The organism is Streptococcus sp. 27098_8_22, assembly GCF_041432415.1.
In the GTDB taxonomy this organism is placed as follows: Bacteria; Bacillota; Bacilli; order Lactobacillales; family Streptococcaceae; genus Streptococcus; species Streptococcus pseudopneumoniae_M.
Window position 1 is genome coordinate 16,607 of the sequence record NZ_JAPVZP010000005.1, and the last position, 23,639, is coordinate 40,245.

A 23,639-nucleotide genomic window follows, 5' to 3' on the forward strand; every position below is an offset into this window, starting at 1 on the left:
TATGAAAAAAGATAGTATATGCCAAGTGAATATTATAAATCAACAAAATGTTACAACCGCAACGAACTACCTTGAAAAGGAAAAAGTCCAAAAATCACTTCGTATTTTATCAAAGTTTACCGATAATAAACAGATAAATATCATCTTTTATCTCCTTGCTGTTGAAGAACTCTGTGTCTGCGATATAGCCTGTTTACTAAATCTCAGTATGGCATCTGCCTCCCACCATCTTCGTAAACTAGCCAATCAAAACATCTTGGATACTAGAAGAGAGGGGAAAATTATATATTATTTTATAAAAGATGAGGAAATCAGAGATTTTTTTAATCAACTAGTATAACAACTATTTTTACTACTCTACCATTCACTCTACCTTTTATTTTGTAGCATTCTAAAAACATTGATGTACCAACGTTTCTAACAGCTAAAATAGAAATTATTTAATCTTTTTACAGAAGTGAAGTGATTAGATATATTAAAAGCCTATGAAATCAGCATTTCAAAGGCTTTTTTCTTTTAATTTTAGCAAAACAACTGAATTTTAACTGATTATATCACTTTAGGAGAGCAATAACAGATATAATGGTAGCAATGATGGAGACTATCGTAGCAACGATAGAACTTATGGTATTTGTCTTTGTATAATTTATCTCAGTAAGCATATTCAAATAGGAATAATTTTCTTTAATTACATTTCGATAATATGACAAATTTTTATGAAATAAATTTTCTAGCTGAACTTCGTCATTTGATACAAATATAGTCCAAGAATCTTCAAAGTCTTTTTTAAAATTAGAAATATCTATTCTGTTTTCTGACTCCGATAGGCTTTGTATCTTTTTCAAAAGGTTTAAAAAATTCTTATTAAACATTATGTTCTTTCTTCCTGATACATATTTCGAAAAATCTCTTTCAAAAATGTGAAGCTCTCGCTCTCCAAATAATAAGTAATAGAGCTCGTTCCCATATTGTGATATAGACCCTAAAATACTAAATCTAGGAATGAAATTATTTCCTGAGTATAGAACATAATCACTATCATTAAAACTATTTGAAATATAGTAATTGCCTTTTTTATTATATAGACTATAACTAATATCCCCGAAGTATATTTTATCTATATCAACTTTGTCTTTTCGAAAAGCAACTGTTAGATTAATTAATTTGTTCATTTTCCCATTTTCGCTATATAAAAACGTAGTTATGTAATGTTGACATATCAAAGAAGGAAGTTCATTTGTCATCTGATCAATAGATAGATAATTAAGCTTATCGTCCTCATCATCCAGAATATACCAATTAATGTAATCTTTTTTACTCAAGTTTTTGATATTATCAGAAATAAATAATTGAAGATTAGACTCTGTCAATACTTGTTTTAAATGAAATCTATATTGAAAAATAGCATAATAATTATTTACCGTCGCCCAACTTATTTCAATACTGCTGAAAAAATTATCTCCAATTATCTCAATTTCAGCAAAAATTCCGACTCCATGCCTTAAATATTCTAAATGGACATAGTCGTATTTTTTAAATATAGTAGGTTTTTTATAATAATTTTTCACTTTAAATTTCGACTTTGGCAACGAATATAAACGCTTCGTTAATTTATTAACACCCTCATTTGAAAGTGTATCTAAAATAATAAACTCGCCAATTGAGAATTCATCAAAATAGTCTGTCCGTGTCCTCCATTCGGGATGTTTTTCTTCAATGAACTTTTTATGAAATTCTAATCCTTCCTGCTCATGTCTTTGATAATAAGATTGATATTCTTCTGTTGCAACTATTTTTAAATAATAATCAAAAAACTTCTTAGCTTGTCTATTTATCATACCTACACCTAATTGATACTTTATATCACTATCATATCATTTTTTTAATGAAACTGAATCAATAACCACAACTATTACTCATTTTATATTTTAGCTAAATCTATCATGGCTTGTTCAATTTTATGTTTTCCTTTTTGCATGACATGAAGATAGATTTTTTCTATATCTCTACTATCTTCTGAATGTCCTACAAACTCTCGAATAACGTTTAGGCTTACAATCTTATCAGCCATGACTGAAACAAAACTATGTCGGAACATATGGGGAACTATGTGAACAGGTCTATCAAAATCGACTAGATCGTCAATATCCTTATAGGATTTTCTACTTTTCTTATTATACTTAGCGGACTGACTAGTTCCACCTCTTAAGAACATTGAAATTTCTATATGATACAATGCTCTGCCCTGTTTGTTATTTATAGAAGTAAAATAGGGATTCACTACACGTCACTAGACGGTATAGACCTTGATTCAAAGCGATTTTTGAAATTCTAAATTTCACTACATTGCAATATAAATCAACCGAATCACTACCTTATTTGAAATAAAAATGATGATTCGGATTTTTAAAGGAAGAGGGACTGAACTACACCCCAAAAGTTAGTTTTTTTCTGTCTAACTTTTGGGGTGCAGTTTGCTTGGTCCCAGTATATTTATTTCATTTTGGATAACTTCATCAATAAACTTAAGCGTTCATCATTTTTGAGCTCTGATAACATGCAAATCAACCGCTCATATCCAAGTTCTTTCTTCTGCTTGATTAATGAGTTCATCACAGCCACCAAATCATCTGGCGTAAAATTCCTTAAGTAAAGTGTAATATAACTTCCACTATTAGAAAATAGGCTAACATGAATTGCATTATGTTCTTTTTGTCTAATTTTCATTCCTCCTGTAGACTCCCTAATATAGAACTCATACACTGTCTTTTTGGGGTAGCAATCAAATGAGTTTTCGAATTCTCTGCGATTTTTATAGAGAATATAGTTAATGAGTGAATAATATTTTAGAAACATAGTTGTTTCCTCCTAAAATGTTTTTACAGTTATAGTATGCCACAAATCCCAATTTATAAAAAAAATAATTAAGAAAAAACGATAAAGATATTGTTTCACTTATTGAATTTTTTGTAGTTTTTCCTCTTTCTCTCATCCCTCATATATTTTGCAATTCTAATTTTTCTGTGTGTTTAGCGTTGACAGAAACGTATGTGTAAGTCACGCTAAACACACAGTACTAGGTAAAAGTGAATAACGTAAAAAAATCTTATCCTAATTTTTTTATTTTAAAATTTATGGCATACTAATAATATCAAGATAATTGATTGAGTAGAGACGTAACTAATATAGCTACGTTTTTTATGTTTGAAAGGAGGTAGCTATCGTGGAAACAGTAGGTTTAAGCTGGGTTAGGAAAGAACCAGTTTTGTATTTCATTAACTAAAAAAAATAAATGTATAGATAATAAAAAAGATGTCAATAGCAGTTTAAAAAAAATTTTTTGATCGTAACAAAGTAAAGAATAAAAGTAAAAAACGAAAGTAAATAACAGGAACCAATTTTTGTATTTCATTTACCAATAAAAAATAAATGTATAGATAATAAAAGTAATGTCAACAGCAGTTTAAAAAAATTTTTTGATCATATCAAAGTAAAAAATCAAAGTATAAAAACTAAAGTAAATAACAAAAGTCTAAAAATCAAATACAAAAACTAGCTTAGCTCAGTCGCTAAATTCAGAGCATTTAAACCTGAAAAAGACTAACAAGAAAAAACAACAGATCTTTATCTGCAAGATGGAACTCTACATCTTATTTGAATTGAGTCAACTTGTCATGTTGTAAAATGACTTGGTTATCTTCTTAGCCATCAATTAAGAAGCGCCCTAAGCAAAGGGAAGATACTACATCAGTGAATATAAGCTTAAGTCACTGCACTACTTCAACTTGAATAAAAGAGACCTTAAGATTTTTCTTAAGATCTTCTTTAAAAGCACATTATCTACTATAGAAAGGAAAGAACTATGGCAAAGAAGAGACGTAGTCGTGCTGATCGACGAAAAGCTAAAGAGAAAGCTAAGAAACAACAGATGGATTCTCTAACTACTTTCGAAGGCCGTAAACAATTCGTCCAATCAAAAGGATTGACTAATCTAGTCACGCGCTTTAAAAAAGGAAAAGGTATCAAGCGAAATGAATCCAAAAAAACGGGAGAAGACATTCATTTAATCCATACAGACCGAACTCTTCATAACTACGCTGGTTCCTGGAGCAGATTCGCTTCCTTTGTTGCCTCAATAACTACTGCCGAAGAGTTAGAAGCTCTTGGTAAATCTAACGATATAGAAGGATGGATTGACTTAGTAAATCAATACTTAGAACATTGTAAGAAATTAGGGCTTTCTGCTCCAACCCAGTCAACCTATAAAGCAGCATTAGCCAAAGTTTTAGGAGTACCTTCTACCGCTTTTATTGCAACGGATATTCGATATCGAGCCGACAAAAAGAATAATCGTTTGAAGTCTAATGACGACAGGATGTCTGAAGAAACAAATAATCGCTGGTTCTCAATCGTATCTGCCACTGGACTACGAAAAAATGAATTAAAAGCTATTACTGGAGACTCCCTCTACCAACGTGAGGATGGTCAATATTATCTTAAAATTATTGGTAAAAAACATAAATCAAAAGGAGCACGAGACCGATGGGTTCCGATTATTACGCGAGACAAAGAGGAATTAGAAAGGTTTGTTGAAGAATTTAAACTAGCTGGTAAAAAGCGTGTATTTCAAGTTCCAACTGCTTTAAAACCTCATAAATATCGTGCAGAATACGCAAAACGTCTTTATCTTCTTGTCGCACGGGATCCCAAACATATCAAAGATAAAAAAGAAAAAATTTATCTACGAGGCGAATTAAAAGGTGTTGTCCTTGATCGAAAGGCTTGTTCAATTGTATCGCGTGCTCTCGGACACAATCGACCAGAAGAGTTTCAAAAGTCCTATGCATATAAGTTAATCGCACAAGCAAACTAATCAGCACTTCTAAAAAATAATGATATATCTCTCCTTAAAATAAAAAAGGTAGTTCAAATGATTGAGCTACCTTTTTTTAAGACTATTTAGTTATTTTTGCTTTTCAAATGTTCCATCAATTATACGAAACTTACTTTGTAATGTTTTAAGTGTATCAAACTTAAAATCAAGTTTTTTCACTTCTTTAGCATCTTCTTCAGGCAGTTCTGCTTTTGCACTAGATGCACCATCGATAGTCAGTTTGATATATTTACCAGCTACTTTCCATGTTCCTTCTTTAGTTTCATCTTTATCATTAGTCACTTCAAGGCTTTTATCTTTTTTAAATACTATCATAACATCATGCTCTTTATCATACCATGAGCCAACGAACTGGCTTGCTGGATCAGATTTTTGATTTAGGTAAAAGAACGCTCCACCCGCCACTAAAAGTGCTACAAGTACAGAAGCTACTATCGCAATAATTTTTTTCATTATTTTTCCTCCTAAAATACTAAAATGTATTGAATAAAAATTTAAAATCTTTTTTATAGAAATTAAAATACTAAAAATTTCATGTTGTATTCGTTATGCCCTTATAAATAACAAATTATGTTAACAAAACTCTAACTTCGTAGATTCTAGTTAATCACGTCTTCTAAGTGGTAATGCTAGACCAATTCCACTAAGTATAGTTCCTAGAACTACCATCAACATATTTTCACTTGAACCTGTATTTGGTAAAGTCGTATTGACACCATATTTAGGTTCGTTTCCAACATAGATATAAGCTGGATTACTTAAAGCAGTTCTAAGTTTATCTGTTACCAGTTTATGCTCTATATTTTCTACTTTATGCTCTAGTTTCTCTACCTTAGAATCATGTCTATGGTTCAATGATTCTTGAGGTTTATTATATGCCCTCTGATATGCAAGTAGAACAGCCTCGTACTGCGCTTTGGCATCCAATTGGTTTTGGAGGAGAGCATTTAGTTTGGCTTGTTCTACTTCAAGAGTTTGAAGAGCTTGACGGTGAGCCTCAAGAGCTTTTTCGTAGGCTTCTTTTGCGACTTCGTAGTTCTCAGAAGCGTGGAGGAGGCTATTAAGAAGAACTTCCATCTCTTTGATGCTGTCTTCGATTTTAGCAATTTCTGCACGAATAGCTTTTTCTTGAGCTTTCAAGTCGTCTAGTTGGGCTTGAATGGTTGCTAGAACTTTTTCCTCTTGGGCTTGTTTTGCCTTGAGTTCTTCAAGAGCTTTCTCTTCTTGTGCAAGTTCAGCTTGCGCATTATCCAAAGCTTCTTGTTTAGTCTTGACATCAGCAGTTAGATTTTCAACTGCCAATTTAGCATCTGACAAGCGTTTTTCTGCAAGAGCTTCAGCTTTAAGAGCTTGGTCATAAGCATCTTGGGCATCAGGAGTTAAGTCCTTGATTGATTCCAATTCTGCAATCACTTTACGAGTAGCTGTAAGCTCATCATCAGCTTTTTGATAAGTAGCTTGTGCAACTTCCAGTTCAGCTTGTGTCGCTTTCGCAAGAGTTTCAGCTTCTTTAAGTGCTTGAACGGCATCTGACAAAGCTTTGCGTTTTTCTTTCAATCCTGCGTTTAGGTTAGTAACGGCTGTTTCTGCGTTTTCCAAGCGAGTTTGAGCAGCCTTGTATTCTACTGTTGCATGGTCAAATTTAGCTTCTGCATCAGGAGTCAAGTCCTTAATGGCAAGGAGTGAAGCAAGAGTTTTTTGGATGTTTGTAAGGGTGCTTGTCGCTTTAGCATGTGCTGTTTCTGCATTAGCTTTCTTAGTTTGAGCAGTAGTGTTAGCTTTCTCAGCTTCTTCAAGTGCTTTGATAGCATCAGCCAAAGCTTGGCGTTTCACTGCAAGGTCAGCGTTTAGGTTGTTGACGGCTGTTTCTGCATTTTCCAAACGAGTTTTAGCTGTATTGTAAGCTAGTTCTGCTTGGTCAAATGCAGCTTGAGTTTCAGGTGTCATCTCTTTAATCGCATTTGCTTTATAAAGAGCATCTTTTGCGGCATCAAGCGCTTTAGAAGCATTGTCTTTAGTAGAAGTTGCTTGCGTAAGATTAGCCTGTGCAGTCTTATCAGCTTTTTCAGCTTCTTTTAACTCTGTCTTGGCTGTTTCAAGATTATCACTATTTGTAGTGATCTCATTATTGAGGTCAGTCAAGGCTTTTTCAGCATTTTCAAGTCGTGTTTTAGCGGTTTGATGTTCTGCTTTAGCAGTATCGAACTTAGCTTGAGCATCAGGAGTTAAATCCTTAATCGCTGTTGTACGTTTGATAGCATCTTTAATACTGTTTAGTTTATCAAGAGCATTATCGTGTTCAGTAGTTGCTTTTTCAAGAGTTTCTTGTGCAACTTTATTTGCGACAGTTGCTTTAGACAAGGCTTTTTCTGTTTCTTGGTGAGTAGCACGCTTATCCTTAATCTCTTGAATAAGATCTGCATAAGCAGTGCTTGCGTTTGTATTGCGCAATTGTGCTTTACTTAATTCTGACTTAGCAGCATTAAGAACACGTTCTGCATCAGGTGTCAAGTCTTGCGTGTTAAGCAAGGTGTTAAGACGAGTTGTAGTAGTTGCAAGTTCAGATTTTGCAGTGTCATCTGCACGTTTAGCAGCACTTAAACGACGTTGAGCGTTGTTGTGAGTGGCAAGGGCAGAAATCTGCGTTTCCTTAGCTTGTGCTAATTCTTTTTCCATCTTGCTAGTATCAAATGGAGTTGGGAGTGGTTTTGCGATACCTTTATCGTAGTAATCGTCAATGTAAACAGAAGTACGATCCCCAGTTGCAGGGTTAAGAGTTGTTTCTGTATGGGCGTTTTTACCAGCAAATTGAACAAAGTGCATGCGTCCAATGTTATCAGCAGTATAACTAATGTTTCCTCCAACTGCGCTTGGATAGGTTGGTTTAACACGTCCTACCATCCCTTTCATGTGTCCAAAGTTGGCATGGATGTCATTAGTCATAAAGGCAATAACTGAGTCATAAACTTCACGATAAAGTTGAGACATAGTAGCTTTATGAGTTTTTTCAGTGTCAATGGCTTTTTCTAAAGGTGAAGTGCTGCTTAATGTGTTTGTGCGATTCATAACTTCGCCATTCCATTTTACCTCATCAACACCATCATTATTAAGTGCTGTATGGCTATGCCCACTATTGTAGGGTTTATTTTCGTTCGCATAGTTTTTGGCAATATTTTTAATTCCTTGGATAGACTCTTTGGTAACGATAAAGTTGTGCGTTCCCCAAACTTGGTCTTGGAGATTATTCGCCAAAAGAGCGTAATAGTGGCTCAAAGCTTTGATTTGTTCATCAGTGATGTTATCCAAATCAACTAGAGTGTCATCAATTGGAAGAACAATGTTTTTGTTGTCCCAACCAGTAAAGACATTTTTCTTAGTTTTTGGATTCCAAACAAATTGCGGTTTTCCAAAATCATATTTACCACCTTTATACCATGCTTGAATGGCGTTGTTCAAAGCGTGCTTATTTGCTTCACTAGCATCATTCAAGTAAGTCTTGTAAGCTGCAATGACATTTTGTGGCAATTGAGGAATAGTCAGATTCTTAATGGCAGCGATTTGTTTTTCAAGAGTATCAACAGTTTTATCCGCTTCATTCTTCGCATTTTCAGCGTTTTCAGCGGCAGTTGTTGCGTTAGTTAGTTCTTGAGTTGCTTCGCGAACAGCAGCTTCTTGTTCACCTTTGAGAGTTCGTAGTTCTTGGATGTCAGAACGTTTTTGAGCATCTGTGTTTTTAGCTTCATCCAGTTTACGTTCTGCATTATCTTTTTCAGATTGTTTAGTAGCTAAGTCAGCTTTGGCATTGTCACGCTCTTCTGTAACACCTGGCAAACGATTTTCAGATGAAGTAAGGCTATCTTTTGCATTTTTTTCATCTGCGGTAGTTTCTTGAAGTTTAGTGGAAGCAAGGTTTGCGCCACCTTGAGCTTTTGTTTTAGCTTTTTTAGTTGTAGCTTCTTCATCTTCAGCCTGAGTTTTAGCTTCATCCAACAAACGAAGTTGTTCAGCTTTTTCAGCATCTTTGCCTTTTGCTTGTTCCAATTTTGTAGTAGCATCTGCAAGAACATCTTCTTTGGTTTTTAAATCAGACTTGGCATTGTCACGTTCATTTGTAACACCAGCTACTTTCCCTTTAGAAGCATCCAAAGTTTCTTGAGCTTTCTTTTCAGCTTTTTTCTTATTCTTCAATTCGTCAGAAGCTTGATTTGCAGCATTTTGAGCTTCATTGAAGGCATCTTCTGCTTGCTTCAGTGTCGCAGTTGTTTCTTTCAGGTTAGTTGTCGCACCAGTAACTTGTTCTGCTTTTTTAGCATCCGCACGTTTGGCATTATCCAAGTTTGTAGTAGCATCTTCAAATGTTGATTTTTTAGTTGCTAAGTCAGACTCGGCATCATCATGCTCATCAAAGATGGCTTTTGTGCTAGTTCCGTCAAGAACAGTTTGTGCATTATCTTTGTTTTGTTGGGCAACAGTTAGGGCTGAAGCAGTTCCATTTGCTTTTTCAGTTGCATCTTGAAGTGTTTTTGCAGTAGAAGCACTTGTAGCTTCGGCATCTGCTTTTTCGCCTTCCAACTTAGCAATATCCCCTGCTTTTTTAGCATCTGCACGTTTGGCATCATCCAGCTTTTTAGAAGCATCTTCAAATTCTGATTTTTTAGTAGTTAAGTTGTTTTGTGCATGTTTACGCTCATCTAGGATAGCTGTTGTACCAGTTCCGTCAAGAACGGCTTGAGCGTTGTCCTTGTTTTGTTTAGCAACATTGCGTTTAGATGTAGCTTCATTGTGAGCTTGCGTTGCGTTTGAAAGAGCATCAGTGGCTTGGTCAAAAGTATTCTTTTGTCCTGCTTCAAGCTTTTTTGCATCACTCAATTTACGAGCTTTTTTCGCATCCGCATCTTGTGATTGTTCAAGAGCTTTTTTCGCATCTTTCACGATAGCTTTTTTAGCTTTTAGGTCTTTCTTGGCATCATTTTCTTCTTTGATAACCTTATCAGCGCCAGTTCCATTTAAAACATCCTGAGCGTTTTGAACTTTCTTCTTAGCACTATCAACTTTTTCAGCTTGCTTGTTTGTAGCTTCCGTAGCATCTTTAACAACAGCTTCTTGTGCATCTTTCTTTCCTTGCACTTGTTTTTGTTGTTCTTTCAAAGAATCAATTTTTTCTGTGTGTGTTGCCACTTCTTTCTTAGAAGTGTCAATTGCACTTTTTGTTCCTTCGATTGCTTCAGGAGTTGCGGAAGCTTTCTTTTGTTCAGCTTGGTCAAGTGTTTGTTTAGCACTAGCCTCTGCCTCACCAGTTGTAGTTTCATGCTTCTTAGCATCTTCAACAACAGGAGTTTGAGCTTCAACAGCTTGGTCAGCTTGGTCTTTAATTCCTTTTGCTTCTTGGACAATGGTTTCCGTTGGAGCTTTAGTTACAAGAGCAGTTCCATTTGAAACCTCAACACCCTCAACTTGAGTGATGGCTGTTGTAGGTGAAGTTTGTACGTGTTTTTCTTCAGCTACTGTATTGTCTGTCGATTTCACATCAACTTGTTCATCTGCTTTTACAGATAACGTTGAGAAACTTGTTAATGCAACTCCTGCCGCTAAAGCAAGAGTTATTTTTTTATTCTTTTTGCTTTTTCTTGATTTCATTTTTACCCACACAAAATTTGAAGTGCATCTGCCCCAAATCCAAGCCCTTCTTATAATATTACAAACGCTCTCATTATATCATTTTTATTTACTATTGTAAATAAAAACGTATATTTTAAACACTATTGTTTATATAAATATCAACAAAAAATATATACAATAATTAAAAGGAGAATTTGTAAATGAAGATTGGAGAATTAGTCAGGGAATATCGACTAAGTAAAAAGTTAACACAACAAGAGCTTGCTGAAAAAAGTGATCTTAGCTTACCTTTTATTAATCTAATTGAAAATAATAGAAGAAACTTGTCTGTCGATACTCTACTAAAAATTTTATCTGCCATGGATATAAATCCTTCTGATTTTTTTAGACCACTTTCTGAAACTTCAGATGATAATCTTCAACTTTTAATCGAAAAAATTCAACTAAATAAAAATCGTACTGAAATTATTGATCTTTTTCTCAACATTCTAAAATTAAATGAAGAATAAAAAAATTTTTTTAAAATAGATAAAAGTAGATAAAAACTTACTTTTTCCTTCAAAACCTTGTCACGACGCGTTTTTAAAGCACTCTTAATTGAGTGTTTTTTTATTTTAAAAAATTTTTTTCACTAAAAAATAAAAAAAACATAATTTTTAGTGAAATTAATGGCATACTAATTAATGAAATAAAAAAGGAGGTTTAATTTTAAAGAAAATTACATTTTAGAAGTACATCTTCATTACAGATTTAGAAACAAGGAGGAATATACATGGTAAGAAGATATAAAAAAAGTAAACGAGAAAGAGAAGCGGCTAAGAAACGTCATTTAACCCCTGCAGAAAGAAGAAAAAAGGAAAAGCATAAGAAAAATAGAGAACTCAGACAGAGAAAATTACTAGAACTACAGCAAAAAAATGAAAATAATATAAAATCTTGTTTCTCAGTTACCCCATCTTATTGGGGTATTGATAACTGTACAGTCTCAATTCTTAGCCCAGAAGTAACTTATGATCCTAACGTTTTTGATGAACAAATCTTTAAAGAAACAGTTTCTCTAAATTATAATTCAGAAGGAGAATTAGATAAGATCACTATTCAATCAGAAGATTTAGGAAAAGTAACAATTAGTCTTAAAGAAGAAGATTACAAAAAAAAATTTACTGCAATCCAACTTAACGGTCCTTCTCCCAATTTTCAAACTACAGGCATTAATGGGATTAAATTAAGATTACTAGAGGTATTACATAAGTTAGAAAGAGATTATAAGATTAAAATCAAATATAATCCGGATTATGTTAGGTTTAAGAAGATTGAATTAGCATTCACAATTGCTTTTGATAAATTGCCATCTTTACAAACTCGTCAATTATTAATAAGGTCACTTGCAAAAGAAAAGAAAGCAGATTTAAAAAACCATAGAACAAGTAAAAATGCAGATGGTTTTTCAATGATAACGAGCAAAATTAATCAAAAAGAAATACACACTTTTTATAATAAAATTGAGAAAGCAAAAAAGAACAGACAAATCCGTAAAATAAATTCATCATTAAATAATCTAGAAATCTTTAGATATGAAATCGAATTAACGGATAGTAATATAGCTAATAAATTAGATTCCCATTTCTTAACAGAATTAACTGATGAAAAGATTATTCAATATTTAGAATCTGTATTGTCTTTAGCTATCTTTAAATACGAAGAAATTCTTGAGAAATCAATTAATTCGTGCGAAAAGATGTTAGATAAGATTTATAAGGAATGTAAACCTCAAGATTATATGACGGTATTTTTACTCTTTGTTATTGATCAGTTATCAAATACTACAGTATCTGATTTAATTGATGAAGAAATCATTACATTTCTTCCATTAGAATTTTTAAAAACAAATAGGGGTACAACTAAAAGAAGAATCCTAGAAAGGCTCCAATCCCACGAAGTAAATACGGAAACAAAACATGCATTAGGAAAAATGACTAGTTGGCATGTTTTAGAAATAATAAGAGTAATGTTCCATTCACTGGAAGAAGCAAAAAAATATGGTTTAGGTACTCGTATAAACCCTTCCACAACTTCTTATAAAACTTTTCCACTAAAAACATACTCTTTAGAAGAACGAAATAAGATCTTCAATAACACAATTAAAAAAAATACAAAAGAAAAACTTGAAGATAAAATGTTAAAACTGATCTTAAAAAGATTAAGAGATGGAATAAAAATTTAGCAGCTATTTTAATAGCAAATTTATTCTTCAATGTCAAAAAACGTTGATATATCAAGGAGCATGTATAAATATGTACCGTGACTGCTATTCGAATATTTTTAAAAGGATAAGGATATGAAAGTTACTTTAAGTAAAAATAAAAAAGAGCTTGTTTCCAAACTTTGGTCGGTGTCAGAAACAAACTCAAAATATTTCAGTAATAATACCTATTACTTACTACTATTATCGCAATAAAATTTAGAAATTTCAAGAGGATTATATACCAGTTTTTATAGTAGGGAAGCAATCTATACATTCTATAAACAGAAAACAGAGAATGTACTTGATAATAGTTACTTACTAATGCTCCTATAAAAATATTAATAGAAAGAAATAAACGGAACTATTTATGAATTTATTTATTCCAGACGAAATGATTCGGCAATTTCAATTACTAATATCAGATACTGTTAAGAAAGAACTGGATAAATTTTTAGATATTAATGAAAATACCAATCAATTTTTAAATAAAAAGCAAACTTGTGAATATTTGAATATAACCAACAATACTTTAGACAACTGGATTAAGCAAGGCTTACCTTGCATTAAGGTTGGAAAAACTGTTCGCTTTAGCAAATCTGAAATCAATCGCTGGTTACAAAAGCAGTAGAAATTCTATGGTCGTTTGTTATAATGTAACCATGGTATTTTCTAGCTCAATTCAAAAGGAGAATACTATGTCTATTACAAAAACTAAAAACGGAACCTATCGCTTACGTGTCTATATTCCTGAGGATGTGAAGTCTTCACTAGGTGTTGATAAGAAAGTGATTGAAAAACGATTCAAAACAAGGATTGAAGCAAAAAAATATGAACTAGAACTTCAAAATAAGATTGATAAAATTCATAGTGGAGATTCAGTCTCATTAGAAAATAGTGGTTCTATCCTTTTTTCAGATTTCTATCAAAACATTTGGTGGGAATCCTACAAAGCAGGTCAGACTACTTCTACTGCTAAACCACCTTCTCAAGCAACTATAGTTGGAACAGAAATTGCTTTTAGAAAACACATCTTACCCTTACTTGGGAATTATTCAATAGACTTTCTTAATCAAAATAAGCAAGTTGTACTAAATTTATTGACTCAAAAGGCTGAAGAATATGCAAATTTCAAAGTTATCAGGAGCTACGTTAACTCTATCTTTGACTGGGCAGAAGAATTAGAGTATATCGAAACTAATCGCTTATCAAAAACTATAAGCCGTATCAAAGCAACTAAGAAAATCAAGCTACAGGAATCTAAAAAAGATGAAGATTTATATCTATCTCAAGAAGAACTTCAAGCATGGTTTACAGCTTTTGAAAAGGATTTAGAGACTGAAAAAATTCTATTCAAAGACTATGTTTTGTTCTATACTACCTTCTTTTTAGGAGATAGAAAGTCAGAGAGCTACGCTTTGCAATGGAAACATATTGATTTCAAAAATCAACAAATTCAATTGGTTCAAGCCTTAGATAGATATAAAAATCAAAAATCAACTAAAGGGAATAAAAAGACGATTTTTTCGATTCCACAAGAACTTACCGACTTGTTAAATTCTTGGAAGAAGCAACAAAAATCTGAACTGGCTTCATTTAACATCATGCAAACTTCTGAACAGTATGTTTTTACGTATATTGATACAAAGGGAAATGTAAACAGTTGTCTCCATGCTGATTATCTTAACAACAAGATGAAATCTGTTAAGCGTCGTCATCCAGAACTCGCACATGCAACCCCTCATAAATTACGACATACAGGAGCTACACTCGCTAAACAGGCTGGAACCTCTATGGAAGCTATTTCTGAAGCACTCACTCATAGTGATACGATTACAACTAAGACTTATGTCAACACTTCAAACGTAATTCCAATGGCTGTTGGAGAAATTGCCTTTCGTAATCTTAAAAAGTAATGGTGTGAATTTGGTGTGAAAAGTGGTGTGAATTTTACTAAAAATCATCAAAAAAACACTCCATGGTGTGAACCATGAAGTGTTTCGAAACGTTGATATAATCGTATTGATTAACGTTTTGAGAATTGTGATGCTTTACGAGCTTTCTTAAGACCTGGTTTCTTACGTTCAACTTTACGTGAATCACGTGTAAGAAGTCCTGCGCGTTTCAATGAATCGCGGAAGTCTGGGTCTACTTGAAGAAGGGCACGAGCGATACCGTGACGGATAGCTCCTGATTGACCAGCGTATCCACCACCTACAACGTTAACGAAAACGTCGTATGAACCTACAGTTGAAGTAACTGCGAATGGTTGGTTGATGACCAAACGAAGGTCAGCGTGTGGGATGTACTCTTCAACATCTTTTTTGTTAACAGTGATTTTACCAGTTCCTGGAACAAGGCGAACGCGTGCAACAGCGTTTTTACGACGTCCAGTACCTGCATATTGTGCTTGTGACATACTTTATTGTTCCTTTCCTTAGATAAGTCCTGAAATATCAAGAACTTCTGGTTGTTGTGCAGCGTGAGTGTGCTCAGCTCCAACGAATACTTTCAATTTCATACCTTGAGCGCGGCCAAGAGTATTGTGTGGAAGCATACCTTTAACTGATTTCTCGATCAAACGTACTGCATTTTTAGAACGAAGTTCACCAGCAGAGATTGATTTCAATCCACCTGGGTGGTTTGAGTGAGTGTAGTAGATCTTATCAGATGCTTTTTTACCAGTCAATTTAACTTTTTCAGCATTGATAACGATTACGAAGTCACCTGTATCAGTGTGTGGTGTGAATGTTGGTTTGTTTTTTCCGCGAAGTACGCTAGCAACAACTGCTGAAAGGCGTCCAAGAGGTACATCAGTTGCGTCAACAACGTACCATTTGCGTTCTACTTGGCCTGGTTTAGCCATGAATGTAGTTTTGTTCATGATTTCTCCTATATGAATATCGTTTTTGTTTACAGGGCGGATGTTCCGGTCCGCAAGTTATTTGAAAGGTTCCGGGGCCTTACAAATGGGGTAAACAATACCGTCTACTATTGTATCAAAATTCTCAGATAAAAGTCAAGAGATTGGGAAAATATTTTTTTATTTCTGCCAGATTCTCAACCTTTTTTCTTCCTGCTCCTGAAGGATTGTCTGAAAAATTTTAGAGACTAAATAAATGGCGCAAGTCAGGAATAGCGTTACCACTAGATAATTGATCAGACGACCGTGATCTCCAACCAATGGTGGTCTTGTCAAAAAGCCATAATCTCCACCCGTCATTAGATTAACCACAAATATCACCGCATTAAGCGAAGATGTGATGATTAGGGTTCGTTTGAAGTCCAATAAGCTAGCATCGTAGTCCTTCAAAAGATAAATCAAGGAATTTCCAAGGAGGGCTAAGTGTCCGAAAATAAAGGACAAAATGGCGATGTGGGGGAAGGGATAGGGATCTGGCACTGGATAAACAAAGGCCGCCAAAGGCCCAAAGGTTCCTAGCACAGCAAAATACTGTTTGACTCTAGAAACACCAGGAAGCAAAAGCACTACAAACATTGCTAAACGGCAATGATAAAAGGGAAGACTTTCAGTTAGAGGCATCTGATTTACTAAATACCATCCGTAGAGCAGGATTAGCTGTACCGCCTGTAAAATCTGGAAAAATCGCTGACAGACTTTTTTCTCACCATAACGGTAGGCAAGAAATACAGTCAATGCCAATAAGGTAAATAGACTGCCATACCAAAGAAGGTCAAATTGGGGTGGCTCCGTCGGCTGCGTGCTAAATAAAGCATCCCAAACATTCATGTAACTTTCCTCATTTTCATATAAGCCAATCTCTTACTGATTTTTATAGAGCCTAGCTTACATTTATTTCTTATATTTTTGTGTAAAAGAAACTGTCGATCTTAATATAAAACAAAGCTTCTAATCGACATACTGTTCCCGCTCACCCTGATAGACCTGCCATAGAATTTCCATTTGTTCTTTGGTTATTCGTTTTTCAGATAGGGGTGGGAGATTCTTGATATCAAAAAATTCAAGTTCTGCAATTTCTTGATTTTCTTGAAATTGACCATCCAATAACTGACAGTCAAAGACGAACTTGGCATACTGTTTGTTCTGAAGTTGAAAGCAGTTGGTATCAAAAACTGCCAATAAAGAGCCTACTTCTGCCGTAAATCCTGTTTCTTCCTGAACTTCTTTTCGGATATTTTCCTTGGGAGAATATCCTACCTCGCCAAAACCACCAGGTAATGCCCAAGTATCCTCTCCTTGCCCTCTAACCAGGCAAATCTTCTGATTTTGAACAATCCATGCCCTTACATCCATCAAGGGAGTTGCATAGCTACCTGTTGGTTTTAAAATTGCAGTCAATTCCTCTTGATCAAGCTCTGTTTGATCCTGCAAGACACTCCATAAAATCTGACGTAAATCCTCATAACGTTCACGGTCATAAGGATCCTTGGAATAGGTCAACCCAGTATCAGTGATAGCTAACATTCTCTGAATAGCTTTGGCGAAATCAGTTGTGCTCATTTTCTAGGCTTTCTACTAGCTTGGCTAGATTCATAGAGTTGGAACCTTTAAGCAGAATCTGGTCATGTGCGCCAAGACTTTCCTTGACCTGCTTAACCATGGCTTCAAACTGGTCTTCCTCAGCTGTTTTCTTGAAGTAGTAAACATGACCGATTGGGAACATTTGACTAGCTAATTGAGCCAAGTCAGCGATGTCTTCGCCATAGAAAATAACGGTATCAAGGACATCGGGTGTAATGCTCAAAATCATCTGATTATGGAGTTGAACAGACTGGTCTCCAAGTTCTTTCATGTCCGCCAGAACCGCGATTTTCTTACCACCTTCATTAGCTGGAATAGCAGAGAAAGTTTCTAAAATCAACTTCATAGCAGTTGGATTGGCATTGTAGACATCTGATAGGATATCCGCACCGTTGGCTGCTTTTTTCCACTCGGTACGATTACGGGTCAATTCAAGATTTTGGAAGGCTTGACGGATTTGCTCCTCAGTCACTCCTTCTTGCAGGGCAACATAAGAAGCAATCATAGCATTAGTCGCATTGTACTTACCTGTTACTGGCAAGTCAAGAGCCTGCTCCAAGAAATTAACCTTGAAGGTTAAGCTATCCTTACGCTCAGTTAATTCTGTAATTTCTAGTTCTGCACCTGGGCCAAAGCGAACCACTTTTTTGTCAGTAGGTAGATAATCCTCTACAATGGGATCAACTGGCGCTAAAAGCACCCCCCCTTTCTCCATACCATCAGCGATTTGCAATTTCCCTTTGGCAATCTCTGAACGGTCCTTAAAGAAGGCCAAATGAGCTTCTCCAACCAAGGTCACAATAGCTGTCTTTGGATGAGCCAATTCAGACAAAAGATGGATATCTCCCAAGTGATCCTGACCCATCTCCAAGACCAATTTCTCAGTGTCATCTGGCATATGGAGAACTGTATAAGGCAGTCCAATCTCGTTATTGTAATTTCCTTGCGTTTTATATGTTTTAAAAGTCGTAGCAAGTAAATGGGCCAACATATCCTTGGTAGTGGTCTTCCCATTTGAACCTGTAACGGCAAAGACATCTACACCGGTCTTTTGAAGGCAATAGGCTGCAAGATCTTGAAAAGCTGTCAAAACATCCTCTACTAAGATGTAGGGTTGCCCTTCGACTTCCTTCTCGGACAAGGTTACAAGAGCGCCATTTTCAAAAGCTGTCTCGATAAAGTCATGACCATCACGCGCTCCCTTGAGAGGAATAAACAAATCCCCCTCAGAAATCAATCGACTATCAAACTCTGCCTTAACTAGTGGACTATCCACATAGCTAGTCACATCATTTTTTGCACCGACGACACGCGCAACTTCGTGAATCGTAAGTTTCATGTTTACTCCTTTAAAAAGGGGCAAGGAGTCCTTCCCCGCCCTTATGTCTGTCTTTACAATAGGTGCGCTTCACGTTTATTAAAGCTTTCTTTAGCAAGATCAACCAAACGCTCGATTAGTTCTGGATAGCTAATCCCCATATTGTCCCAAAGTAATGGATACATAGACCATTGGGTAAACCCTGGCATAGTGTTAAGCTCGTTTAGGAAAACTTCTCCCTTATCTGTATAGAAGAAATCGCAGCGTGATAAGCCAAGTCCACCAATAGCACGGAAGGCAGTTTCTGCATTTTTACGCATGACTGCTACCACATCGTCACTAATCTTAGCTGGAATATCCATAGTAATCTTGTTATCGATATATTTGGCTTCATAGTCGTAAAAGGCTACGTCTTTGACAACTTCACCAGGTAGCGTGCTCTTGACATCGTAGTTTCCTAAGAGGCCAACTTCGATTTCACGCGCATTAACTCCTTGTTCTACCAAGACACGGCTATCATACTTGAAGGCAAGCTCTAGAGCTTGATGGAGTTCTTCTTTATTTTCAGACTTAGAAATACCGACACTAGATCCCATATTTGATGGTTTAGTAAAGACTGGGTAGGTTAATTTTTCTTCAACTTCAGCAATCTTAGAAGCCAAGTCATCCCCTTCAACAATGGCTACGTAAGGAACTTGGGCAATCCCAGCAGATTCCAAGACACGCTTAGTTGTGATTTTATCCATGGCAAGACTTGAAGATAGGATGTTACAACCGACATAAGGCATTTTCAAGACTTCTAAGAAACCTTGAACGGAACCATCTTCTCCCATAGGTCCATGAAGAACTGGAAAAACAACCGCTCCTTCTTCGTAGATAGCACTTGGAGCAATTTTCTTATCCCAATCAATCGTTTCATTGGTCATGAGACGTTCATCTTGTCCAGGAGTTTGGGTAAATTCTTGTGTTTTGATGAAATCACCGGACTGGCTGATAAAGAAGGTTTTGACTGCGAAACGATCATAGTTGACCGCACGCATGACACTCTCAGCTGACAAGACAGACACTTCACGTTCTGCACTGCGTCCACCATATAATAGAATAATTGTTTGTTTCATATGATTTGTTCCAATTCTAATAGAATACTCGTCCTTTAGTATATCACATTTGTCCTTTTTTTTAAACTTGTACAGCAAAAAACAAGAAAAGAGACCAAATCAAAATGAGATTCAGTCTCTTTATACTTTTAAATGATTATCTGCTAGTTCATTGCATCTATCCTTAACCTTACAGACTAGAGTTCTGTACGATTTTCGATAGCTCTTAAGAGCGTTACTTCGTCCGCATATTCGATATCAGCTCCAACTGCTAGACCTCGCGCTAGACGAGTAACCTTAATCCCTGCGGGTTTGAGAAGTCGAGAGATATACATGGAAGTCGCCTCACCATCAGCAGTTGCATTGGTGGCTACGATAACCTCTGAAACCTCGCTATCCATGAGGCGCGTCATGAGACTTTTAAGATTGATGTCATCTGGGCTAATCCCATTCATAGGGGAAATCAAACCGTGCAAGACATGATATAGTCCGTGGTATTCTTGGATATTTTCCATAGCAGCGACATCGCGGCTATCCTCCAGAACCAGAATCGTTGACTGATCTCGACTAGGATCGGTACAGATGGAACAAGGATCATCATCCGTCAAACGTCCGCAGATTGAACAATAGGTCAATTCTCGTTTAGCTGCAAGGAGATTTTTAGCAAATTCATTGACGTCGTCATCAGACATCCCAATGGTATAAAAGGCCAGTCGGGTTGCTGTCTTAATCCCGATACCTGGAAGTTTAGAATAGCTGTCAATCAACTTAGCAATAGGTGTTGGGTAAAGCATGGCTTCCTTTCTAGTTCATTGGATGGTGTTGGTTATATAAATTGATAATGTCGCGAGCAATTGCTGGCCCAACATTTTTGGTTAAATTGGTATTATGAGGAAAGACTACTGCAACTGCAATTTGAGGATTTTCTGTTGGAGCATAGGCCACGGCATTGGTATTATTAGCTTCTTGACCACCAGCTACATAGCTTTCAGCTGTACCGGTCTTACCACTGATAGAAACAGTGGCGCCATCTGAAAACGCCCGTCCTGTCGTAAGGGGACTAGTTCCATGCGATACTTGGTAAAATCCTTGGTGCAAGATTGCCATATCTGATTCAGAAATATTGACCTTGTTGATTTCCTTGGTATCTATTGCTTGGATTAATTCCCCAAGGCCACCCTTATCATTGTTGTCGTATATTCCCTCGACAATATGTGGAGCTAGACGAACACCATTGTTAGCAATAGTTGCAACGTACTGGGCTAATTGCATCGGTGTGTAGTTATCAAACTGGCCAAAAGCATTAGTTAAATAATTAGCCAAGTCAAATTTTTGGGGGATAAATCCTGTCGATTCATCTGGCAAGTCAATCCCTGTAGAAGCACCCAAACCATACTCACTAAAAGTCGCGCGTAGTTTTCCCATTGCAGACTCTAGTCGGTCTGTCTTGACTGTCATATCTGGTTGATAGGTTTGACCCATCATTCCCAAAGCTGTTTGAATCATATAGGCATTAGAAGAGTATTCCAAAGCCTCGACTGCTGTAATCGGGAAAGAACCATAATAAGGAGTATACCAAGAATTGATAGCTGGGGATCCTTGGAACACGATTGGTTGGTCTGTCAAGGTCTGGTTCCCCTTAAGAACACCATTTTCCCAGCCTGAGCTGATGGTAGCCGCTTTAACGACAGAACCTGGTACAAAGACATTGGTCACAGTCCCCAGCGAGTCTGAGGTCAATTCACCCGTTTCCAGATTATGTTTAATCCCTGACATAGCTAACACAGCACCCGTCTTAGGATTGAGGGCTACTGCATAGACACCTTCTGAATATTTTGCTCCACCATTTGATAGTTCTGAATCGAAGTAGCTTTTCAGAAGATTATCCACACTGTCTTGGAAGGTCAAATCAATGGTCAACTTAATGTTTTTGCCCTTGCTACCTTCTTCGACATTTTCCACACTCTCCATATCACCATATTTGTCGAGATGGATTTCTTTTACAGTGCGCTTCCCTTGTAAAACTTCTTCGTATTGTTTCTCTAGATAAGAAGTTCCAACACGGTCATTAAGTGAATAGCCTTTTTGCAAATAAGCATCCACATCCTCAGCCGGAAGACCTGATTTCTCACTAGAGACACTTCCAACGATAGATGAAAGAGAGGTTTCTAAAACTTTTCTATCCCACGAAGTTGAAATGCTAATACTAGGTAATTCCTTGGAAGCTGAAGCAATGATGGCCACCTGTGTGTCACTTAAGGGATCGGTTTGGATATTCCCTGTCGCAAAATTACCAACTGCATTGAGCTGGTTAAAGAGGTAGATAACCTTCTTTTCATCCTCTGAATAGTTCAGTTGATCAGAAGTGATACTCTCAGCAGCATTGTTATAAAGTTGAGCCTCAGACAACTGATTTCCATCAGAATCAAAACGCTTATCCTTAGGAAGAGCCTCTACCGTTTTTTTATAGACAGCTGGATCTGCTAGATAATAATCAGCCATTTGACGTTCTGTCAAATCTGGCGAGGTAACTGTTACATACGTTAAGAGTTTAGTGGAAATATCCTTTAAATCTGCAGCCGTCATCTTATTGCTTCGTGTGAAAGCAACTACTTGTTTAACGGTATTTTCTACCAAGGGTTTTCCAGCTGCATCATAGATTTCTCCACGAGCAGAACTCGTTGTTACCCTAGTCTGGCTAGCTGATGCTAGCTTAGCTTCATAAAAATCCTTGTTCAAAACTTGCATATAGAGCAAGCGACCAATGATGGTCATGAAAAGCAAAATAACGATTGCAAACAATAAATTAAGCCGAATCGGTATCGAATGGCTATTGAATTTTCTCATACAAATCAGTCTCATTTCTAATCAAAATCTTACTCTTCATTGTACCATAATTTGAAGAGAAAATTATGGAAAAAGAAAAGACTTTTCCTTTTTATCCCAAAAACAAAGCAACTGTGGTATAATAGAAGTAAGCGCTATTTTATTTGTTAGGTTTTATTGACAAATAATGTTTAACAAATAACTACAAAGGAGTCCCATGAACAAGCCAGACATCTCTACGATTATTGATCTTCATTTTGAAGAAATGACCGATTTAGAGCAAGAGATTGCCCGCTATTTTTTGCAGGCAGATACCATTCATGATGACTTGTCTTCTCAACAGGTCACTCAAAAACTTCATATTTCTCAGGCGGCTCTCACTCGTTTTGCCAAAAAATGTGGCTTTACGGGCTATCGGGAATTTATTTTCAAATACCAACAACAAAAGGATACCCTTTCCGTTCCTCAACAAGATATGAATCCTTTGACACAAAGAGTCTTGAGAAGCTATACAAATATCCGAGAAATGACACAAGAATTGATTGATGATGACCAACTGGAGCGTATTGCCCAAATGATTGATCAATCAGAACGCGTCTATTTTTTTGGGACTGGAAGTTCTGGCCTCGTTGCGCGTGAGATGAAATTGCGTTTCATGAGACTTGGAGTCGTTTGTGAAGCTTTAACAGATCCAGATGGTTTCGCCTGGACAACTAGTATCATCGATGAAAAATGTTTGGTCTTTGGTTTCTCCCTTTCAGGAACAACTCCATCCATCATTGACAGTCTACTAGACGCTCAAGACATGGGGGCTAGAACTGTTCTTTTTACTAGTACGCCTAGCAAGGAAACTCAGGGCTTCACAGAAACTGTATTGGTAGCAAGCCAGAGTCAGGCTTCCTATATCCAACGCATTTCTGCCCAACTTCCTATGTTGATCTCAATCGATCTACTCTATGCTTATTTCCTAGAAATTGATCGTGAAAGTAAAGAAAAAATCTTTAACAGTTATTGGGAAAATAAAAAACTAAATGGCTATCGTAGACATAGAAGGTCTAGATAAGCCCTCATCCCTTTCAAGTGAATAATCATATGAGTAACCAGCGATTAAAGTCGCTGGTTTTTATACTCTTCGAAAA

General features: G+C 36.0%; 20 protein-coding genes. 7 read left to right on the forward strand and 13 right to left on the reverse strand.

Going from position 1 to position 23,639, the window contains the following annotated elements:
- Window position 1: 1 nt before the first annotated feature.
- The gene (gene cadX / locus O3633_RS06740; protein WP_000711086.1) at window positions 2-340 is read left to right on the forward strand and encodes a Cd(II)/Zn(II)-sensing metalloregulatory transcriptional regulator CadX; all 339 of its coding nucleotides are present in this window, start codon (window positions 2-4) and stop codon (window positions 338-340) included.
- Window positions 341-554: 214 nt separating this feature from the next.
- Here cadX and O3633_RS06745 read toward each other — a convergent pair whose 3' ends face one another.
- The 3 genes from O3633_RS06745 to O3633_RS06755 form a co-directional block, all read right to left on the reverse strand.
- On the reverse strand, window positions 555-1,838 hold the full coding sequence (locus tag O3633_RS06745; RefSeq protein WP_049529773.1) for a hypothetical protein: 1,284 nt from the start codon (window positions 1,836-1,838) through the stop codon (window positions 555-557).
- Window positions 1,839-1,921: 83 nt separating this feature from the next.
- Window positions 1,922-2,215 carry a tyrosine-type recombinase/integrase gene (locus tag O3633_RS06750; protein WP_000479747.1) on the reverse strand — a complete coding sequence of 98 codons (294 nt, stop codon included), beginning with the start codon at window positions 2,213-2,215 and terminating at the stop codon, window positions 1,922-1,924.
- Between the two features lie 278 nt (window positions 2,216-2,493).
- The gene (locus O3633_RS06755) at window positions 2,494-2,727 is read right to left on the reverse strand and encodes a hypothetical protein (RefSeq protein ID WP_231069238.1); all 234 of its coding nucleotides are present in this window, start codon (window positions 2,725-2,727) and stop codon (window positions 2,494-2,496) included.
- Window positions 2,728-3,862: 1,135 nt separating this feature from the next.
- Between O3633_RS06755 and O3633_RS06760 the strand changes: the two genes are divergently transcribed.
- Window positions 3,863-4,873, forward strand: coding sequence for a site-specific integrase (locus O3633_RS06760; RefSeq protein ID WP_080982606.1), 1,011 nt, complete (start codon window positions 3,863-3,865; stop codon window positions 4,871-4,873).
- A gap of 90 nt (window positions 4,874-4,963) precedes the next feature.
- On the opposite strand, the gene O3633_RS06765 is transcribed toward O3633_RS06760, so the two are convergent.
- Together O3633_RS06765 and O3633_RS06770 are read right to left on the reverse strand one after the other, a co-directional pair.
- Window positions 4,964-5,347 carry a hypothetical protein gene (locus tag O3633_RS06765; protein WP_000719880.1) on the reverse strand — a complete coding sequence of 128 codons (384 nt, stop codon included), beginning with the start codon at window positions 5,345-5,347 and terminating at the stop codon, window positions 4,964-4,966.
- 150 nt (window positions 5,348-5,497) lie between these two features.
- Window positions 5,498-10,531 carry an SEC10/PgrA surface exclusion domain-containing protein gene (locus O3633_RS06770; RefSeq protein WP_371620800.1) on the reverse strand — a complete coding sequence of 1,678 codons (5,034 nt, stop codon included), beginning with the start codon at window positions 10,529-10,531 and terminating at the stop codon, window positions 5,498-5,500.
- Window positions 10,532-10,713: 182 nt separating this feature from the next.
- On the opposite strand from O3633_RS06770, the gene relB reads away from it, so the two are divergent.
- From relB to O3633_RS06790, 4 genes are all read left to right on the forward strand, one after another.
- Window positions 10,714-11,022, forward strand: a complete 309-nt coding sequence (gene relB / locus O3633_RS06775) for a type II toxin-antitoxin system RelB family anti-toxin (RefSeq protein ID WP_000689631.1) — start codon at window positions 10,714-10,716, stop codon at window positions 11,020-11,022.
- Window positions 11,023-11,285: 263 nt separating this feature from the next.
- Window positions 11,286-12,737, forward strand: a complete 1,452-nt coding sequence (locus O3633_RS06780; RefSeq protein WP_371620801.1) for a hypothetical protein — start codon at window positions 11,286-11,288, stop codon at window positions 12,735-12,737.
- Window positions 12,738-13,125: 388 nt separating this feature from the next.
- On the forward strand, window positions 13,126-13,386 hold the full coding sequence (locus O3633_RS06785) for a helix-turn-helix domain-containing protein (protein WP_214255263.1): 261 nt from the start codon (window positions 13,126-13,128) through the stop codon (window positions 13,384-13,386).
- Window positions 13,387-13,453: 67 nt separating this feature from the next.
- Window positions 13,454-14,671 carry a site-specific integrase gene (locus O3633_RS06790; protein ID WP_214255262.1) on the forward strand — a complete coding sequence of 406 codons (1,218 nt, stop codon included), beginning with the start codon at window positions 13,454-13,456 and terminating at the stop codon, window positions 14,669-14,671.
- 110 nt (window positions 14,672-14,781) lie between these two features.
- Here the strand turns inward: O3633_RS06790 and rpsI are convergent, their stop codons facing one another.
- From rpsI to pbp2b, 8 genes are all read right to left on the reverse strand, one after another.
- The gene (rpsI, locus tag O3633_RS06795; RefSeq protein ID WP_000075973.1) at window positions 14,782-15,174 is read right to left on the reverse strand and encodes a 30S ribosomal protein S9; all 393 of its coding nucleotides are present in this window, start codon (window positions 15,172-15,174) and stop codon (window positions 14,782-14,784) included.
- An 18-nt stretch (window positions 15,175-15,192) separates the two neighbouring features.
- Window positions 15,193-15,639, reverse strand: coding sequence for a 50S ribosomal protein L13 (gene rplM, locus O3633_RS06800; protein ID WP_001044622.1), 447 nt, complete (start codon window positions 15,637-15,639; stop codon window positions 15,193-15,195).
- Between the two features lie 159 nt (window positions 15,640-15,798).
- Entirely contained in the window at window positions 15,799-16,506 is a 708-nt protein-coding gene (locus O3633_RS06805; protein WP_371620802.1) for a YwaF family protein, read from the reverse strand.
- Between the two features lie 120 nt (window positions 16,507-16,626).
- Window positions 16,627-17,238, reverse strand: coding sequence for an NUDIX hydrolase (locus tag O3633_RS06810; protein WP_371620803.1), 612 nt, complete (start codon window positions 17,236-17,238; stop codon window positions 16,627-16,629).
- Window positions 17,225-18,598, reverse strand: coding sequence for a UDP-N-acetylmuramoyl-tripeptide--D-alanyl-D-alanine ligase (locus tag O3633_RS06815; RefSeq protein WP_371620804.1), 1,374 nt, complete (start codon window positions 18,596-18,598; stop codon window positions 17,225-17,227). The genes O3633_RS06810 and O3633_RS06815 overlap by 14 nt, the downstream gene beginning before the upstream one ends.
- A 53-nt stretch (window positions 18,599-18,651) precedes the next feature.
- Window positions 18,652-19,695: a D-alanine--D-alanine ligase gene (locus O3633_RS06820; RefSeq protein ID WP_371620805.1), complete on the reverse strand. Its 1,044-nt coding sequence runs from the start codon at window positions 19,693-19,695 to the stop codon at window positions 18,652-18,654.
- Between the two features lie 176 nt (window positions 19,696-19,871).
- Window positions 19,872-20,468, reverse strand: coding sequence for a recombination mediator RecR (gene recR, locus O3633_RS06825; protein WP_000966747.1), 597 nt, complete (start codon window positions 20,466-20,468; stop codon window positions 19,872-19,874).
- 10 nt (window positions 20,469-20,478) lie between these two features.
- A complete protein-coding gene (pbp2b, locus tag O3633_RS06830; RefSeq protein ID WP_371620806.1) occupies window positions 20,479-22,521 on the reverse strand; it encodes a penicillin-binding protein PBP2B in 2,043 nt (680 codons plus the stop codon).
- Window positions 22,522-22,717: 196 nt separating this feature from the next.
- Between pbp2b and O3633_RS06835 the strand changes: the two genes are divergently transcribed.
- Entirely contained in the window at window positions 22,718-23,563 is an 846-nt protein-coding gene (locus O3633_RS06835) for a MurR/RpiR family transcriptional regulator (protein WP_371620807.1), read from the forward strand.
- The last annotated feature ends 76 nt before the right edge of the window (window positions 23,564-23,639 follow it).

Coding starts and splice junctions, on each gene's coding strand:
- O3633_RS06785 (WP_214255263.1), top strand. CDS start 13,126: ATGAATTTATTTATTCCAGACGAAATGATTCGGCAATTTCAATTACTA.
- relB (WP_000689631.1), top strand. CDS start 10,714: ATGAAGATTGGAGAATTAGTCAGGGAATATCGACTAAGTAAAAAGTTA.
- O3633_RS06780 (WP_371620801.1), top strand. CDS start 11,286: ATGGTAAGAAGATATAAAAAAAGTAAACGAGAAAGAGAAGCGGCTAAG.
- cadX (WP_000711086.1), top strand. CDS start 2: ATGAAAAAAGATAGTATATGCCAAGTGAATATTATAAATCAACAAAAT.
- rpsI (WP_000075973.1), bottom strand. CDS start 15,174: ATGTCACAAGCACAATATGCAGGTACTGGACGTCGTAAAAACGCTGTT.
- O3633_RS06805 (WP_371620802.1), bottom strand. CDS start 16,506: ATGAATGTTTGGGATGCTTTATTTAGCACGCAGCCGACGGAGCCACCC.
- O3633_RS06820 (WP_371620805.1), bottom strand. CDS start 19,695: ATGAAACAAACAATTATTCTATTATATGGTGGACGCAGTGCAGAACGT.
- recR (WP_000966747.1), bottom strand. CDS start 20,468: ATGCTTTACCCAACACCTATTGCTAAGTTGATTGACAGCTATTCTAAA.
- O3633_RS06765 (WP_000719880.1), bottom strand. CDS start 5,347: ATGAAAAAAATTATTGCGATAGTAGCTTCTGTACTTGTAGCACTTTTA.
- O3633_RS06815 (WP_371620804.1), bottom strand. CDS start 18,598: ATGAAACTTACGATTCACGAAGTTGCGCGTGTCGTCGGTGCAAAAAAT.
- pbp2b (WP_371620806.1), bottom strand. CDS start 22,521: ATGAGAAAATTCAATAGCCATTCGATACCGATTCGGCTTAATTTATTG.
- O3633_RS06835 (WP_371620807.1), top strand. CDS start 22,718: ATGAACAAGCCAGACATCTCTACGATTATTGATCTTCATTTTGAAGAA.
- O3633_RS06810 (WP_371620803.1), bottom strand. CDS start 17,238: ATGAGCACAACTGATTTCGCCAAAGCTATTCAGAGAATGTTAGCTATC.
- rplM (WP_001044622.1), bottom strand. CDS start 15,639: ATGAACAAAACTACATTCATGGCTAAACCAGGCCAAGTAGAACGCAAA.
- O3633_RS06745 (WP_049529773.1), bottom strand. CDS start 1,838: ATGATAAATAGACAAGCTAAGAAGTTTTTTGATTATTATTTAAAAATA.
- O3633_RS06760 (WP_080982606.1), top strand. CDS start 3,863: ATGGCAAAGAAGAGACGTAGTCGTGCTGATCGACGAAAAGCTAAAGAG.
- O3633_RS06755 (WP_231069238.1), bottom strand. CDS start 2,727: ATGAAAATTAGACAAAAAGAACATAATGCAATTCATGTTAGCCTATTT.
- O3633_RS06770 (WP_371620800.1), bottom strand. CDS start 10,531: ATGAAATCAAGAAAAAGCAAAAAGAATAAAAAAATAACTCTTGCTTTA.
- O3633_RS06790 (WP_214255262.1), top strand. CDS start 13,454: ATGTCTATTACAAAAACTAAAAACGGAACCTATCGCTTACGTGTCTAT.
- O3633_RS06750 (WP_000479747.1), bottom strand. CDS start 2,215: ATGTTCTTAAGAGGTGGAACTAGTCAGTCCGCTAAGTATAATAAGAAA.